The organism is Paraburkholderia sp. J94 (assembly GCF_905220285.1).
In the GTDB taxonomy this organism is placed as follows: domain Bacteria; phylum Pseudomonadota; class Gammaproteobacteria; order Burkholderiales; family Burkholderiaceae; genus Paraburkholderia; species Paraburkholderia tropica_A.
The window spans coordinates 346,232-359,302 of sequence record NZ_CAJMZH010000009.1 but is presented as its reverse complement, the minus strand read 5'-3'; the positions used below and the strand labels follow the sequence as shown (position 1 = coordinate 359,302).

General features: G+C 66.6%; 11 protein-coding genes. 7 read left to right on the top strand and 4 right to left on the bottom strand.

Going from position 1 to position 13,071, the window contains the following annotated elements; all coding sequences use genetic code 11:
- Nucleotides 1–13: 13 nt before the first annotated feature.
- From U4Y88_RS21565 to U4Y88_RS21550, 4 genes are all read left to right on the top strand, one after another.
- Complete coding sequence (locus U4Y88_RS21565) at nucleotides 14–949, top strand: electron transfer flavoprotein subunit alpha/FixB family protein (protein WP_321786199.1); 936 nt, start codon at nucleotides 14–16, stop codon at nucleotides 947–949.
- A gap of 197 nt (nucleotides 950–1,146) precedes the next feature.
- Complete coding sequence (locus U4Y88_RS21560; protein ID WP_310633065.1) at nucleotides 1,147–1,470, top strand: DUF485 domain-containing protein; 324 nt, start codon at nucleotides 1,147–1,149, stop codon at nucleotides 1,468–1,470.
- The gene (locus U4Y88_RS21555; RefSeq protein ID WP_415774483.1) at nucleotides 1,470–3,182 is read left to right on the top strand and encodes a cation acetate symporter; all 1,713 of its coding nucleotides are present in this window, start codon (nucleotides 1,470–1,472) and stop codon (nucleotides 3,180–3,182) included. Before U4Y88_RS21560 ends, U4Y88_RS21555 begins: the two co-directional genes overlap by 1 nt.
- Before the next feature lie 308 nt (nucleotides 3,183–3,490).
- Entirely contained in the window at nucleotides 3,491–5,542 is a 2,052-nt protein-coding gene (locus U4Y88_RS21550) for a VTT domain-containing protein (RefSeq protein ID WP_321786196.1), read from the top strand.
- 49 nt (nucleotides 5,543–5,591) lie between these two features.
- Here U4Y88_RS21550 and U4Y88_RS21545 read toward each other — a convergent pair whose 3' ends face one another.
- Nucleotides 5,592–5,864, bottom strand: a complete 273-nt coding sequence (locus tag U4Y88_RS21545) for a hypothetical protein (RefSeq protein WP_310633062.1) — start codon at nucleotides 5,862–5,864, stop codon at nucleotides 5,592–5,594.
- 223 nt (nucleotides 5,865–6,087) lie between these two features.
- On the opposite strand from U4Y88_RS21545, the gene U4Y88_RS21540 reads away from it, so the two are divergent.
- Together U4Y88_RS21540 and U4Y88_RS21535 are read left to right on the top strand one after the other, a co-directional pair.
- On the top strand, nucleotides 6,088–7,179 hold the full coding sequence (locus tag U4Y88_RS21540) for a Dyp-type peroxidase (protein WP_224014387.1): 1,092 nt from the start codon (nucleotides 6,088–6,090) through the stop codon (nucleotides 7,177–7,179).
- Complete coding sequence (locus tag U4Y88_RS21535; protein WP_310633060.1) at nucleotides 7,172–7,972, top strand: family 1 encapsulin nanocompartment shell protein; 801 nt, start codon at nucleotides 7,172–7,174, stop codon at nucleotides 7,970–7,972. Before U4Y88_RS21540 ends, U4Y88_RS21535 begins: the two co-directional genes overlap by 8 nt.
- 97 nt (nucleotides 7,973–8,069) lie before the next feature.
- Here the strand turns inward: U4Y88_RS21535 and U4Y88_RS21530 are convergent, their stop codons facing one another.
- On the bottom strand, nucleotides 8,070–10,307 hold the full coding sequence (locus tag U4Y88_RS21530) for a TonB-dependent receptor (protein WP_415774479.1): 2,238 nt from the start codon (nucleotides 10,305–10,307) through the stop codon (nucleotides 8,070–8,072).
- A 370-nt stretch (nucleotides 10,308–10,677) separates the two neighbouring features.
- Here U4Y88_RS21530 and U4Y88_RS21525 point away from each other — a divergent pair, with 370 nt between their 5' ends.
- Nucleotides 10,678–10,998 (top strand): pyrimidine/purine nucleoside phosphorylase, encoded by a 321-nt coding sequence (locus U4Y88_RS21525; RefSeq protein ID WP_321786192.1) that lies wholly within the window; start codon nucleotides 10,678–10,680, stop codon nucleotides 10,996–10,998.
- A gap of 93 nt (nucleotides 10,999–11,091) precedes the next feature.
- Here U4Y88_RS21525 and U4Y88_RS21520 read toward each other — a convergent pair whose 3' ends face one another.
- Entirely contained in the window at nucleotides 11,092–12,270 is a 1,179-nt protein-coding gene (locus U4Y88_RS21520) for an enoyl-CoA hydratase/isomerase family protein (RefSeq protein ID WP_321786190.1), read from the bottom strand.
- A 3-nt stretch (nucleotides 12,271–12,273) separates the two neighbouring features.
- A complete protein-coding gene (locus U4Y88_RS21515) occupies nucleotides 12,274–13,059 on the bottom strand; it encodes an enoyl-CoA hydratase (protein ID WP_224014398.1) in 786 nt (261 codons plus the stop codon).
- Between the last annotated feature and the right edge of the window lie 12 nt (nucleotides 13,060–13,071).

Below are 13,071 nucleotides of genomic sequence, written 5' to 3'. Positions count from 1 at the left end.
GAGCGAATCGAAAATGACGAATCTGGTAATTGCAGAACACGACAATCTGTCGATTAAAGCGGCGACGCTGAATACGGTTGCAGCGGCGCAGAAAATTGGCGGCGATGTGCATGTGCTGATCGCGGGCCATAACGCGCAAGCGGCGGCGGATGCGGCGGCGAAAATCGTCGGTGTTGGCAAAGTCTTGCTCGCCGATGCGCCGCAACTCGAACAAGGTCTTGCGGAAAACATCGAAGCGACGGTTCTTTCCATCGCGAAGCAGTATTCACATATTCTCGCGCCCGCCACGGCAAGCGGGAAAAACGTCACGCCGCGTATCGCCGCGAAACTCGACGTCGCGCAGATCAGCGATATCACCGCGGTCGAGAATGCCGATACGTTCGAACGTCCGATCTATGCGGGTAACGCCATCGCGACCGTGCAATCACAAGACGCGATCAAGGTGATCACGGTTCGCACCACGGCATTCGATGCGGTTGCCGCAGAAGGCGGCAGCGCTTCAATCGAAAAAATCGAAGCAGCAGCCGACAACGGAAAATCGCAATTCATCAATCGTGAAGTCACGAAACTCGATCGCCCCGAACTGACGAGCGCGAAGATCATCGTCTCGGGTGGTCGTGGTCTGGGCAGCGGCGAGAACTACACTAAGGTGCTCGAACCGCTCGCCGATAAACTCAACGCCGCGCTCGGCGCATCGCGCGCCGCTGTAGACGCGGGCTATGTGCCGAACGATTATCAGGTCGGACAAACCGGCAAGATCGTCGCGCCGCAGCTTTACGTGGCCGTCGGTATTTCCGGCGCAATTCAACATCTGGCAGGCATGAAAGACTCGAAGGTGATCGTCGCGATCAACAAGGACGAAGAAGCGCCGATCTTCACCGTCGCCGATTACGGTCTCGTCGGCGATTTGTTCGCTGCTGTGCCGGAACTCGTGAGCACGCTCGACTAAAACCAGAAACCCGCAGCACGCAGCACCCAATAAAAACAACGCGCATCAACACCAGCGCGCGCCGCCCCGCTCCATCGCGGCGCGGCGCACTCATAAAAACACAGCGTTCCCGTCGGAGAAAGTGTCAGGCAACCCCGTAAAGGTGGCCCGGCCCCGTTCGTCCGTCGCCATCTGGCGGCACTGGCAAGGAGACACCTATGGCCTCATCCTCGATCGACACGATCAAGGCGCATCCCGAGTACCGGCAGCTCGTCGCGGCACGCCGCCGCTTCAGCTTCTCGCTCACCGCGCTCATGATCGCCCTGTATTACGGCTTCATCCTGATCGTCGCGCTCGCGCCGCATCAGCTTGCGCATCCGCTCTATGCGGGCGCGACCACGAGCATCGGCATCATCGTCGGCGTGGGCATCATTCTCGGCGCCATCGCGCTGACCGGTCTTTACGTGCTGCGCGCGAATCGCCGCTTCGACCCGGCCATGCGCGCGCTGATCGCCCGGCTGCAACACGAGGTGACGGCATGATGCGCTCGCTTCATTCGCTTCGCTCCTTCAGCGCGCTCGCACTCGGCGGCACGCTCGCCACGGCCGCCGCGCTCGCGCACGCCAACGTGCCCGCAGGCCCGGCCGCGCCGATGCCGCCGCATCAGCACAATCCCGTCGCCATCGGCATGTTCCTGCTGTTCGTGCTCGTCACGCTGGGCATCACGCAATGGGCCGCGCGCCGCACGCGCACCACGCGCGACTTCTACACGGGCGGCGGCGGCATCACCGGCTTCCAGAACGGCCTCGCCATCGCGGGCGATTACATGTCGGCGGCCTCGTTCCTCGGGCTCTCGGGCATGGTGTTCATCTTCGGCTTCGACGGCCTGATCTACTCGATCGGCTTTCTCGTCGGCTGGCCGTTCGTGATGTTCCTGATCGCGGAGCCGCTGCGCAATCTCGGCAAATTCACCTTCGCCGACGTGGTCGCCTACCGCTTCGCGCAAGGCCCGATCCGCATGATGACCTCGGCCAATTCGCTCGTCGTGGTGATCTTCTATCTGGTCGTCCAGATGGTGGGCGCGGGCAAGCTGATCGAGCTGCTGTTCGGCCTCGACTACTGGATCGCCGAAATCGTGGTGGGCGCGCTGATGGTGATCTACGTGTTCTTCGGCGGCATGACCGCGACCACGTGGGTGCAGCTCATCAAGGCCGCGCTGCTGCTGTGCGGCGCGACTTTCATGGCGATTCTCGCGCTCGCGCATTTCGGCTTCAGTCCGAACGAGATGTTCCGCCAGGCCGTGAACGTGCATCCGGGCGCGCTCAGCATCATGGCGCCCGGCAAGCTGATCCGCGACCCGCTCAACGCGCTCTCGCTCGGCATTGCGCTGATGTTCGGCACGGCGGGCTTTCCGCACATCCTGATGCGCTTTTTCACGGTGCCGAATGCGAAGGAAGCGCGCAAGTCGGTGTTCTACGCGACGGGCTTCATCGGCTATTTTTATCTGCTGACCTTCGTGATCGGCTTTTCGGCGATCGCGCTGCTCGCGCAGCATCCCGAGTTCTTCCGCCTCGACGCCGACGGCCACTTCAACCTGACCAGCGACCTGCTCGGCGGCTCGAACATGGTGGCCGTGAAGCTCGCGCAGGCAGTGGGCGGCAACCTGTTCTACGGCTTCATCGCGGCGGTCACGTTCGCGACGATCCTCGCCGTGGTGGCGGGTCTCACGCTCTCGGGCGCGACCACCGTTTCGCACGACCTCTACGCAAGCTGGCTCGCGCGCGGTCGCAAGGACGAACGCCGCGAAATGCGCATCTCGCGCGTGGCGACGCTCACGCTCAGCGTGATCGCCATCGGCCTCGGCATTTTGTTCGAGCATGCGAACGTGGCGTTTCTCGTCGGCCTCGTCGCGGCTGTAGCGGCCAGCGCCAACTTCCCGGTGCTCGTGATGTCGATCTTCTGGCGCGGCATGACCACGCGCGGCGCGGTGGCGGGCGGCGCGCTCGGCCTCGCGGCTTCGGTGCTGCTCACGCTGTTCTCGAAGTCAGTGTGGGTCGACGTGCTGCATCACGCGCACGCGCTCGTCATGCTCGACAACCCGGCGCTCATTTCGGTGCCGCTCGCGTTCATCGGCATCTGGGCGGTCTCGCGCCTCGACACCAGCGCGCGCGCCCGTAAGGAACGCGAGGCGTTCGCGGCTCAGGAGTTCTACGGCCAGACCGGCCTGCTGCCGATGGAGGCCGTCAAGCACTGATACGCCGATGCCGCCGCCGCGCGCGGCGGCCGCTCTCGCGCCCCGCAGCGCGTGCCTCGCGCACGCCGCGGGGCGTTTTTCATGGGCGCGGCGGGGTCGATGCGGATGCGGCGGGCGCAACCCGTCGCCCGTCCACGACGCTGCCGGAGCGCCACCGCGCGCGCAAATCCGACCCCGGTTATATTGCGGATGGGACGCGGCACGATTCGCTCCCGGCGCAATGACGTCGATGACGTCGATGACGCTACGCGCCGCGCCCCACGCCAACCCACCGCCGCGCCACCCGCGCGGCTCCCAACCGAGCGTCGATGGAGCACGCCTACGTCCACCTGCTGCACCTGCTCGCCGAGTATCCCGGCTGGACGCTCGCGTTCGTGCTGTTCGCGGCGTTCGTCGAATCGCTCGCGCTCGTCGGCACGTTCTTTCCGGGCAGCACGGCGATGTTCATCGCGGGCGCCTTCGCGGGCACGGGCGCGCTCAATCTCGGCTGGCTGTTCGTCTGCGCGATCGTGGGCGCGGTGGGCGGCGACGCGCTGAGCTTCTGGCTCGGCCGCCGCTACTGCGACTCCATCGTCAAGATCTGGCCGTTCAGCCGCCACCCCGAAATCCTCGAAAAAGCCGAAGCCTACTTCGCGCGCCACGGCACGCGCAGCGTGATCCTCGCGCGCTTCGTCGGGCCGCTGCGCGCCGTGGTGCCGATCGTCGCGGGCATGGCGGGCATGACGCCGATGCGCTTTTTCGTCATGAACGTGATCTCCGCGCTGGTCTGGGCGCCCGCGCATATCGTGCCGGGCGTGGTGTTCGGCGCGTCGCTGCAACTGGCGGGCGCGGTGTCGTTCCGGCTCGTGGTCGCGCTCGCGATGATCGCGCTCGCGCTCTGGCTGATCTGGCGCTTCACGCACGTGCTGCTCGTGCATCTGGACCAATGGGCGAGCGCCTCGCGGCTCGGCGCGGCGCACTGGGCTTCGCGCCACGGCGAAAGCGCGGCGGCGCGGCGCATCGCGCGCCTGCTCGATCCGAAGCAGCCCGCGCTCGGCGCCGTGCTGGTGGTGACGGCGCTGGTGCCGCTATGCGCGGCCGTGTTCTCGTACGTGCTGAGCAATCTGCTGCGCGGCGATCCGCTCGTGCAGGTCGACCAGTCGGTGCGCCTCTTCCTGCATTCGATCCACACCACCTGGGCCGACGACGTGCTCGCGCGCGTCGAAACGCTCGGCAGCAATCTCACGCTCGCGATGCTGGTCGTGACCGTGACGGCCTGGATGGCGCTCGAGCGGCGCTGGCGCACCATCGCGTACTGGATGCTGGCCGCGGGCGTCTCGCAGGTGCTGATCCTGCTGCTGCGCATCCTGATCCATCACGACGTGGGCGCGGCGGCGCACGTGGGCGCGTATGTGTTTCCGAGCGACCGCGTGGCGTCGATGGTGATCGTCTACGGCTTCATGATGTTTCTGCTGGTGCGGCGCGCGAACATGCCGCAGGCCGCCATCGTGGCGACGCTCGGCAACGCGATCGTGGTGTCGGTGACCTTCGCGGGCCTCTACTTCGACCGCTTCCTGTTCTCCGATGCGATCGGCGGCGCGGCCTTCGCCTCGATCTGGGTCGCGGCGGTCGTGCTGCTGTCGCTGTGGCGCTATCCGCAGCGTCCGCCCGAGCGCAACGTCATGCCGTCGATCGTGCTCGCGGTGCTGGTGCTGGCGTTCGTGCTGCAGCGCGGCGCGGCCGAGCGCGAGGCCGCCGTCGAGTCGCGCGAGCAGGAGCCGCCCGTGATCGTGAGCCAGATGGCGTGGACCGACACGCTCTGGCGCACCTTCGCGTGCTACCGCGTGGACATGAAAGGCGAACGCCGCGAGCCGATGACGCTCCAGTGGGCCGCCAGCGCCGCCGACTTGCGCCGCGCGCTGCGCGACGCGGGCTGGAGCGAGGGGGCGCGGTTCACGGTCAAAAGCGTGCTCTCGCTGGTCGCGCCGAACGTCGACGCGCTCTCGCTGCCGCTGCTGCCGAAGCTGAACAACGGCCAGCCGTCGCCACTGATGTTCGCGCGCCTGCATCTGCCCGACGATCCGCAGCGGCCGGGCAGCCGCCGCGACGTGCTGCGCTTCTGGCCGACCGGCTATGCGCTCGCGCCCGGCGACACACCGATCTGGGTCGGCTCGCTCGTGCACGAGCGGCTGCGGCGCGCGTCCTGGCCGTTCAACGTGCTGACCACCTACGTGGACCGCGACAACGACGGCAGCGACCGCGTGCGCCGCCCCGACCTCGCCGCGCCCGGCGAGCCGCCCGGCTGGCACGTGCTGACGATGCCGGGCAGCGAAGGCTGCGAGGGCCGTCCGGTCATGCTGATCATTTCCGGCAGCCGCTGAATTCGCGCGGCGCGCCGCCCGTCGGTTACGGCGTTGGGCGTGCGCCCCGCTAAGCGTGCGACTCGGCCCAGCTGCCGGTGGCGTGAAAGCGGTCGATGCGCGTGCGCGCGTCGGCGTAAGCGGCGTCGAGCGCCGCGTCGGGGCCGATGTAATTGCGCATCAGATCGTGAAAGCGCACGCTGCGCCCGTCCAGATGCGCGTCCGCGCCGTGCCGGCAGATATAGCCGCTGTAGTGGAACAGCGGCTCGGGCGAGCGTGGCCCGAATGCCGGAATCGGCAGCACCCAGATTTCGAAGCCTTCATGTTCGGTGTGATCCCACATGGCTGCTCTCTCCGCTGACAGGACAGGGCTATCGTCGCACGCGCGCCTTTTACCTGCAAACCGCCCGTTTCCGCGAGTTTGATTACACTATGCGGCACTGGCCCCCACGCTCCCCGCGCGCGCCCGGCAGGGAACCGAAAGCTTCCCGCCGCGCGCGCCGCACGCTGCGTGCGCGGCACCGCATCCGCATCCGAATCCGACTCCACGAGCGAAACCCCACACCATGACGCCGGCCTCACTCACGCAGGAACCGCAGTCCGTCTCCAGCGCCGTCACCCGCAGCGCCTTCTTCATCGTCCTGTCCGTCAACGAGGATGCCGCCAGCCGCGCCGCCGTGCGCGCCTGGTGCGCGGACGTCGCCAATCTCGTGCGCGCCGTGGGCAAGCGCGTGCCCGCCGGCAACCTCTCGTGCGTGGTCGGCTTTTCGTCCGACGCATGGGACAAGCTGTTCGGCGAGCCGCGTCCCGCCGAGCTGCACCCGTTCCGCGAGTTCGGCAAGGGCGAGCGCGTGGCCGTCGCCACGCCGGGCGACATCCTGCTGCACATCCGCGCCGACGAAACCGACCTCTGCTTCGAGCTCGCCACGCAGCTCATGAAGAAGCTCGACGGCGCGGTCACGACCGAGGACGAAGTGCACGGCTTCCGCAACTTCGACATGCGCGCGATGATCGGCTTCGTCGACGGCACCGAGAATCCGACCGGCAACGAAGCGGTCCATTTCACCGTGATCGGCGAAAACGAGGACCCGGACTTCTGCGGCGGCAGCTATGTGCTGGTGCAGAAGTACCTGCACGACATGAAGGGCTGGAACGCGCTGCCCGTGGAAGCGCAGGAACACATCATCGGGCGCACCAAGCTGCAGGACATCGAGCTCGACGAAGACGTGAAGCCGAGCTGGTCGCATAGCTCGCTGACCACGCTCGACGACGCCGACGGCAACGAGATCAAGATCCTGCGCGACAACATGCCGTTCGGCCGGCCGGGCTCGGGCGAGTTCGGCACGTATTTCATCGGCTATGCGCGCACGCCCGCGCCCATCGAGCAGATGCTGGAAAACATGTTCGTCGGTGTGCCGCCGGGCAATTACGACCGCCTGCTCGACTTCAGCCGCGCCGTCACCGGCGGGCTGTTCTTCGTGCCGTCGCAGCCGCTGCTCGAAGCGCTCGCGGACCACGAGCCGGGCACGGCCGCCACGATCGACACCATCGACACGCCGGACGCCTCCGCGCCGGACACGGAAACCGAGACGGCCGCCGCGAACGCGGACGGCTCGCTCACCATCGGATCACTCAAAGGAGCACCCCGGTATGAATAACCTGCATCGCGAGCTGGCGCCCATTTCCACGGCCGCGTGGTCGCAGATCGAAGAAGAAGTCGCGCGCACCTTCAAGCGCTCGCTCGCGGGCCGCCGCGTCGTGGACGTGAACGGCCCCGGCGGCGCGGCGCTCGCCGCGGTCGGCACCGGCCATCAGAACGGCATCGAAGCGCCGTTCGAAGGCATCCGCGCGCGCCAGCGCGAAGTGAAGGCGATCGTCGAACTGCGCGTGCCGTTCGAACTCTCGCGCGACGCCATCGACGACGTCGAACGCGGCGCGGACGACTCCGACTGGCAACCCGCGAAAGACGCGGCCACGCGCCTCGCGTTCGCCGAAGACCGCGCGATCTTCGACGGCTACAAGGCCGCGCAGATCACGGGCATTCGCGAAGGCACGTCGAATCCGCTGCTGCCGCTGCCCGCCGATATCGCCGAGTACCCGACGGTCATCGCCAAGGCGCTCGAACAGCTGCGCCTGCAAGGCGTGGACGGCCCGTACGCGGTGCTGCTGGGCTCTGACGCGTACACGGCCGTGAGCGAGGCAAGCGATCAGGGCTATCCGATTCTCGAACACATCCGCCGCCTCGTGAACGGCGAGATCATCTGGGCGCCGGCGATCGAAGGCGGCAGCATCCTCACGACGCGCGGCGGCGACTTCGCGCTGCATCTGGGCCAGGACGTGTCGATCGGCTATGCCTCGCACGACGACAAGAGCGTGAAGCTCTATCTGCAGGAAAGCTTCACGTTCATGATGCTGACGTCCGAGGCGTCGGTGACGGTGACGGCGGAGTAAGGGCGCGCTGGTCACACAGTCAGTGACACACCGCACACCAACAAAAAAAGGGGCGCCCGCAAGCGCCCCTTTTTCACTAACACCACTCAATCCCGCATCACTGATAGAAGTTCATCGTGACCATCGCCGAGCGGCCCGGCGCCCAGGTTGCGTAGATCGGATACGCGCTCTGGTAATACTTCTTGTCGAAGATATTGTTCACGTTGAGCTGCAGATCGATCTTCTTCGACACGCGCCACGTCGCCGAGGCGTCGAAGCGTGCGTAGCCCGGCGTCCACTTGCGCGAAGTCGCCGACACCGATGCATACGTCAGGCTCGACACCGTCGCGCCCGCGCCGATGTTCAGCTTCGGCAGCACGTCATAGCTCGTCCACAGCGTGAAGTTGTGCTTGGGCACCATCACCATCGGCAGGCCGGAGAGCGCCGGGCTCGTCGGGCCCGCGTTGGTCGTGATCGCATCGAGATACGAGTAACCGCCGAACACGGCCCACTTCTCCGTCACGTTGCCCGCGAAACCGAACTCGAAGCCGCGCACGCGCTGCGAGCCTGCGTTGATCGTGCCGCCCAGGCCGTCGCTGACGCGCGCGTTGGTCTTGTCGGTCTGGAACAGCGCCGTGGTCAGCGACAGACGGCGATCGAGCACGTCCCACTTCGCGCCCACTTCGATGTTGCGCGAGCGCTCGGGCGCGAGGTCCTGGTTGGTCGCCGTGATCTGGTCGGTGCCGCCGCCCAGACCCGAGTTCGCGCCCGGCGGATTCGCCGAGGTGCCATACGACGCGTACAGGCTCACCGTGTTGATCGGCTTGAACACGAGGCCGAACTGATAGCTGAACAGGTTCGACGTGTTGTTCAGATTCGCCACGCCCGCCTGCTCGGCGGTCACGTCGTAGCGGTCGAAGCGCATGCCCGCGTTGAAGATCCAGCGCTCGGAAAGCTGCACGCTGTCGAACAGATACGCCGAGGCGATATTGGTCTGCGTGTGCGTCGCCGGGCCGGGGAAGCTCTTGTCGCCGTTCAGCAGGATGCTGCCGGTCCAGGGATTGTCCGGGTTCCAGCTGCCGAGCGGCGTGCAGTTGTACGCCACCGAGCACGGCCCGCCCGAGCGGATGTTGTTGCCCTTCGAGTCGGTGACCAGATAGCCCTCGTAGAGGTCCTGCTCGTGGCTGAACTCCACGCCCGCGGTGAGCGTGTGGCGCATGCCGTAGAGATCGAACTTGCCGTTCGCCTCGGTCTGGTTCGACACGCTATTGGTCGCGTACTTGCCGCTCTTGGCCTGCAGGCTGAGGATGTTCGAGGTCGCGCTCGTGAGCTGCGGATTGGTCGCCACGTAGTCGAGCGTCGAGCGGCCGAACATCGTCGTGTTCTTGATCTTCCACGCGTCGTTGATGCGGTGCTCGACCTTCACTTCGCCCGTGTCGGTCTGGCCGTAGCGATAGTCGCGCGAGTTCAGGCCGTAGAACTGGCTGCGGTCGCTCTGCACCGGCGTGCCGCCCGTCGAGCGGAACGGCACGCTGAAGTCCGGCATGTCGTAGGTGTTCAGGTGGTAGTAGCTCAGCGTGACCGTGGTCGGCGAGTTCAGGCCGAACGCGATCGAGGGCGCCACGCCCCAGCGCTTGCTGTAGACGTTGGTGCGGCCCGCCTGGTCGGCGTCGTGGCCCATCACGTTCAGGCGGAACGCCGTGGTGTCGTTGAACTTCTGGTTCCAGTCGATGGTCGCGCGGCGATAGCTGTCCGTGCCCAGGCCGATGCTGCCATTGATGAAGTTATCGGCCTGCGGCGTCTTGGTCGTGATGTCGATGCTGCCGCCCACCGAGCCGCGTCCCGCGTACACCGAATCCGGGCCCTTCACGACGCTGATGTTCTCGACGTCGAAGGTCTCGCGGTTCTGCACGCCCGAGTCGCGCATGCCGTCGACGAAGATCGAGTTGCGCGATTCGAAGCCGCGGATCACCGGACGGTCCGCCGACGGATTCGCCGCCGCGTCGCCGCCGAGGAAGGTGATGCCCGGCACCGTGCGCAGCGCGTCCTGGAACGTCGACACGTTCTTCTGCTTCAGCACTTCCTCCGGGATCACCGTGATCGAACGCGGCGTGTCGATGAGCGGCGACGTGAACTTGTACGACGAAAGCGTCTTCGTCTGCATGTCCGAAGGCGCGGACGAGCTCACCTTGACGGCGGGCAGCATGGCGTCGGCGGCGTTCGGCGTGGGCGTCGAGGTGGCCGCGCTGGCCGCGCTGGCGGAAGCGGGCTCGGCAGGTGCGGCTTGCGCATGCGCGGCGGTCGCGGCGAAGAATCCAGAGCAATAGAGGGCTGCGACGGACGCGACTGTGCGCATCCGACTCGGGATGTGAGCGGACATGGTGAGCGGCTTGATCGAAGGCGGAGACGGGATAGAGCCGGGCGTCACGCGCCACGCAACCCTTCCGGAATCCTGTGATTTATGTTATTTGCAAATGAGGATGATTCTCATTCGCTGTCGCAATTGTAATTACATGTTAATTTTCTGTAAACACTGATTACGAAATATGTCGGCGCGGACGCGCCGCGCGTGTCGGCATTCGTTGCCGGCGTGAGCGATCGGCGAATACGTTTCGGACGCGCCGCGCGCACCGGGAGCCGGTATGATGGCGGGCCGCGCTTCGCGCGCCGCCCCGCGCGGCGAAGCGCCCACGCATTCATTCACGACGACTCAGAGGAAGACCGCCATGACGGCAGCAACGCAATTCGACCAGGTTTCCGTAATCCGCAAAGCGAACGTGTACTTCGACGGCAAGTGCGTCTCGCACACGGTGCTGTTCGCGGACGGCACGCGCAAGACGCTCGGCGTGATCCTGCCTGGCCAGCTGAATTTCGGCACCGACGCGCCCGAGCTGATGGAAGTGCAAGCCGGCAAGTGCCGCATCCGTCTCGACGGCAGCGAAGAATGGAAGACCTACGCAGCGGGCGAGTCGTTCTCGGTGCCGGGCAAGAGCCGCTTCGACATCGACGTGGTCGAAACGCTCGACTACTGCTGCAGCTATCTGTGAGATCCGCGCGCGTGTAAGCGCCCGTCTCGGATCGCAGAGGTGAAAACGCCCGCCGTGCCTTGCGCACGGCGGGCGTTTTCTATTGCGTCGCGCTTACGCGCCGAGGTCGGCCAGCGGATGGTCCTCCACGCGCCACGGCGACGCGAGAAATTGCTGCACGCGTTGCTCGCGCAATTCGGCGAGCGTCGCGGGCGCCCAGCGCGGCGCGCGGTCCTTGTCGACGAGATGCGCGCGCACGCCCTCGCAAAAGTCGCCCGCCTCGATCGCGTGCACGACGATACCCAGCTCCATGCGGAAGCTCTCCGCGAGCGTCGCATGACGGCCGCGCAGCAGCGCCTCGCGCGTGACTTCGAGCATCGTCGGCGAATAATGCGTGAGCGCGTCGAGCGTCGCTTCGAGCCACTGGCGCTCATCGTCGGCCAGGTCGGCGGGCTCGCGTTCGAGATCGGCGCGCAGCGAGGCGACGATCTGCTCGACGCGCGCGCGCCGGTCGAAGTGCCGCGCGATCAGCGGCTCGCGCGCGGCCAGCGGACTCGCGTTCGCGTCGTCGCCAGGCGTCTCGAACACCTGCCGCAGCGCGTCATACACGCCATCGTCGAACGACACCTGCGCGAGCCGCGCCTCGTAGCCGTCGAGCCAGTCGCCCGGCACGCAGGCGTCGGCGAGATGCACGTGCAGCGCGTCCGCGCCGTTGAGCATCGCGCCGGTCAGCCCGACGTAAAGCTCGAAGTGCGCGGGCATGCGCGCGAGAAAATGCGTGGCGCCCACATCGGGCAGCAAACCGATGCGCGTCTCGGGCATCGCGATCTTCGTGCGCGTGGTCGCCACGCGCAGCGACGCCGCCTGGCCGAGCCCCATGCCGCCGCCCATCGTCACGCCGTCGAGCAGCGCGACGACCGGTTTTTCGAAGGTATGCAGCGCGTAATCGAGCCGGTATTCGTCGACGAAAAACTGCTGCCAGCCGTCTTCGCCGAACCGCTCGCCCGCACGCGCGAGCCGGTCGATCGCGCGCACGTCGCCGCCCGCGCAAAAGCCCTTCGGCCCCGCGCCTTCGAGCACGAGCGCGACGACATCGCGGTCGTGACGCGCGCGTTCGATCAGCACGGCCAGCTCGCGCACCATCGCGTGCGAGAGCGCGTTGAGCGCGGCGGGACGATTAAGCGTGACGATCGCGACGCGATTGACCACGCGGTACAGCACTTCGCTTTCCGCTGGCGTTTGCGCCTCCGTTTCCCCAACGGCCAGCCGCGTGGCTTCCGGTCGTGCATTCATTACTTAGCTCTCCGTTTCAATATGCCAGCGCGGTTTGCGTTTTTCCAGAAAGGCGTTGACGCCCTCGCGCTGGTTGGGCGAATCGAACAAATCGACGAAACGCTCGCGCTCGACCGCGAGCGCCGCGCCGCGCGGCACGCCGTTGCGCGCCTGATGAATCAGCGATTTGCTGAACGTGACCGCTTGCGGACTCAGCCCCGCGACGCGCGCGGCCATCGCGAGCGCGGCCTCGCGCGCGCCGCCTTGCGGCACCACTTCCTCGACGAGACCGATGCGCAGCGCCGTAGCCGCATCCACGCGCTCGCCCGTGAGAATGATGCGCTTGGCCCAGCCTTCGCCGACGAGCCAGGGCAGCGTCTGCGTGCCGCATCCGCACGGCAGCAAACCCACGGCGGGCTCGGGCAGCGCCATCTGCGCGTGTTCTTCGGCCACGCGGATATCGCAGGCGAGCGCACATTCGAGACCGCCGCCCATCGCATAACCGTTGATGGCTGCGAAGGTCACCGCGCGTGCGCTTTGCAGCGTCTCGAACGCCGCGCCGAACGCCGTGGCCGCCGTGCGCGCGGCTTCGCGGTCGCCGTCGGCGAAGGCGTTCAGATCAGCGCCCGCGCTGAAAAACTTCGGCCCATTGCCCGTGACGACGATCGCGCGCACCTGCGCCTCGCGGTCGAACGCTTCGACGACCTGCTGAAACTGCCGCAAGCCGTCCACGGTAAAGGCGTTCGCGGGCGGCCGCGCGAGCGTGATGAGCGCGACCGCGCCTTCATGCAGATACTCGAATTCGATCATGGCGTGACTCCA

Bases quoted from the DNA above. Each gene is read 5' to 3' on its own strand.
- U4Y88_RS21565 (WP_321786199.1), top strand. From the start codon at position 14: ATGACGAATCTGGTAATTGCAGAACACGACAATCTGTCGATTAAAGCG.
- U4Y88_RS21560 (WP_310633065.1), top strand. From the start codon at position 1,147: ATGGCCTCATCCTCGATCGACACGATCAAGGCGCATCCCGAGTACCGG.
- U4Y88_RS21555 (WP_415774483.1), top strand. From the start codon at position 1,470: ATGCGCTCGCTTCATTCGCTTCGCTCCTTCAGCGCGCTCGCACTCGGC.
- U4Y88_RS21550 (WP_321786196.1), top strand. From the start codon at position 3,491: ATGGAGCACGCCTACGTCCACCTGCTGCACCTGCTCGCCGAGTATCCC.
- U4Y88_RS21545 (WP_310633062.1), bottom strand. From the start codon at position 5,864: ATGTGGGATCACACCGAACATGAAGGCTTCGAAATCTGGGTGCTGCCG.
- U4Y88_RS21540 (WP_224014387.1), top strand. From the start codon at position 6,088: ATGACGCCGGCCTCACTCACGCAGGAACCGCAGTCCGTCTCCAGCGCC.
- U4Y88_RS21535 (WP_310633060.1), top strand. From the start codon at position 7,172: ATGAATAACCTGCATCGCGAGCTGGCGCCCATTTCCACGGCCGCGTGG.
- U4Y88_RS21530 (WP_415774479.1), bottom strand. From the start codon at position 10,307: ATGCGCACAGTCGCGTCCGTCGCAGCCCTCTATTGCTCTGGATTCTTC.
- U4Y88_RS21525 (WP_321786192.1), top strand. From the start codon at position 10,678: ATGACGGCAGCAACGCAATTCGACCAGGTTTCCGTAATCCGCAAAGCG.
- U4Y88_RS21520 (WP_321786190.1), bottom strand. From the start codon at position 12,270: ATGAATGCACGACCGGAAGCCACGCGGCTGGCCGTTGGGGAAACGGAG.
- U4Y88_RS21515 (WP_224014398.1), bottom strand. From the start codon at position 13,059: ATGATCGAATTCGAGTATCTGCATGAAGGCGCGGTCGCGCTCATCACG.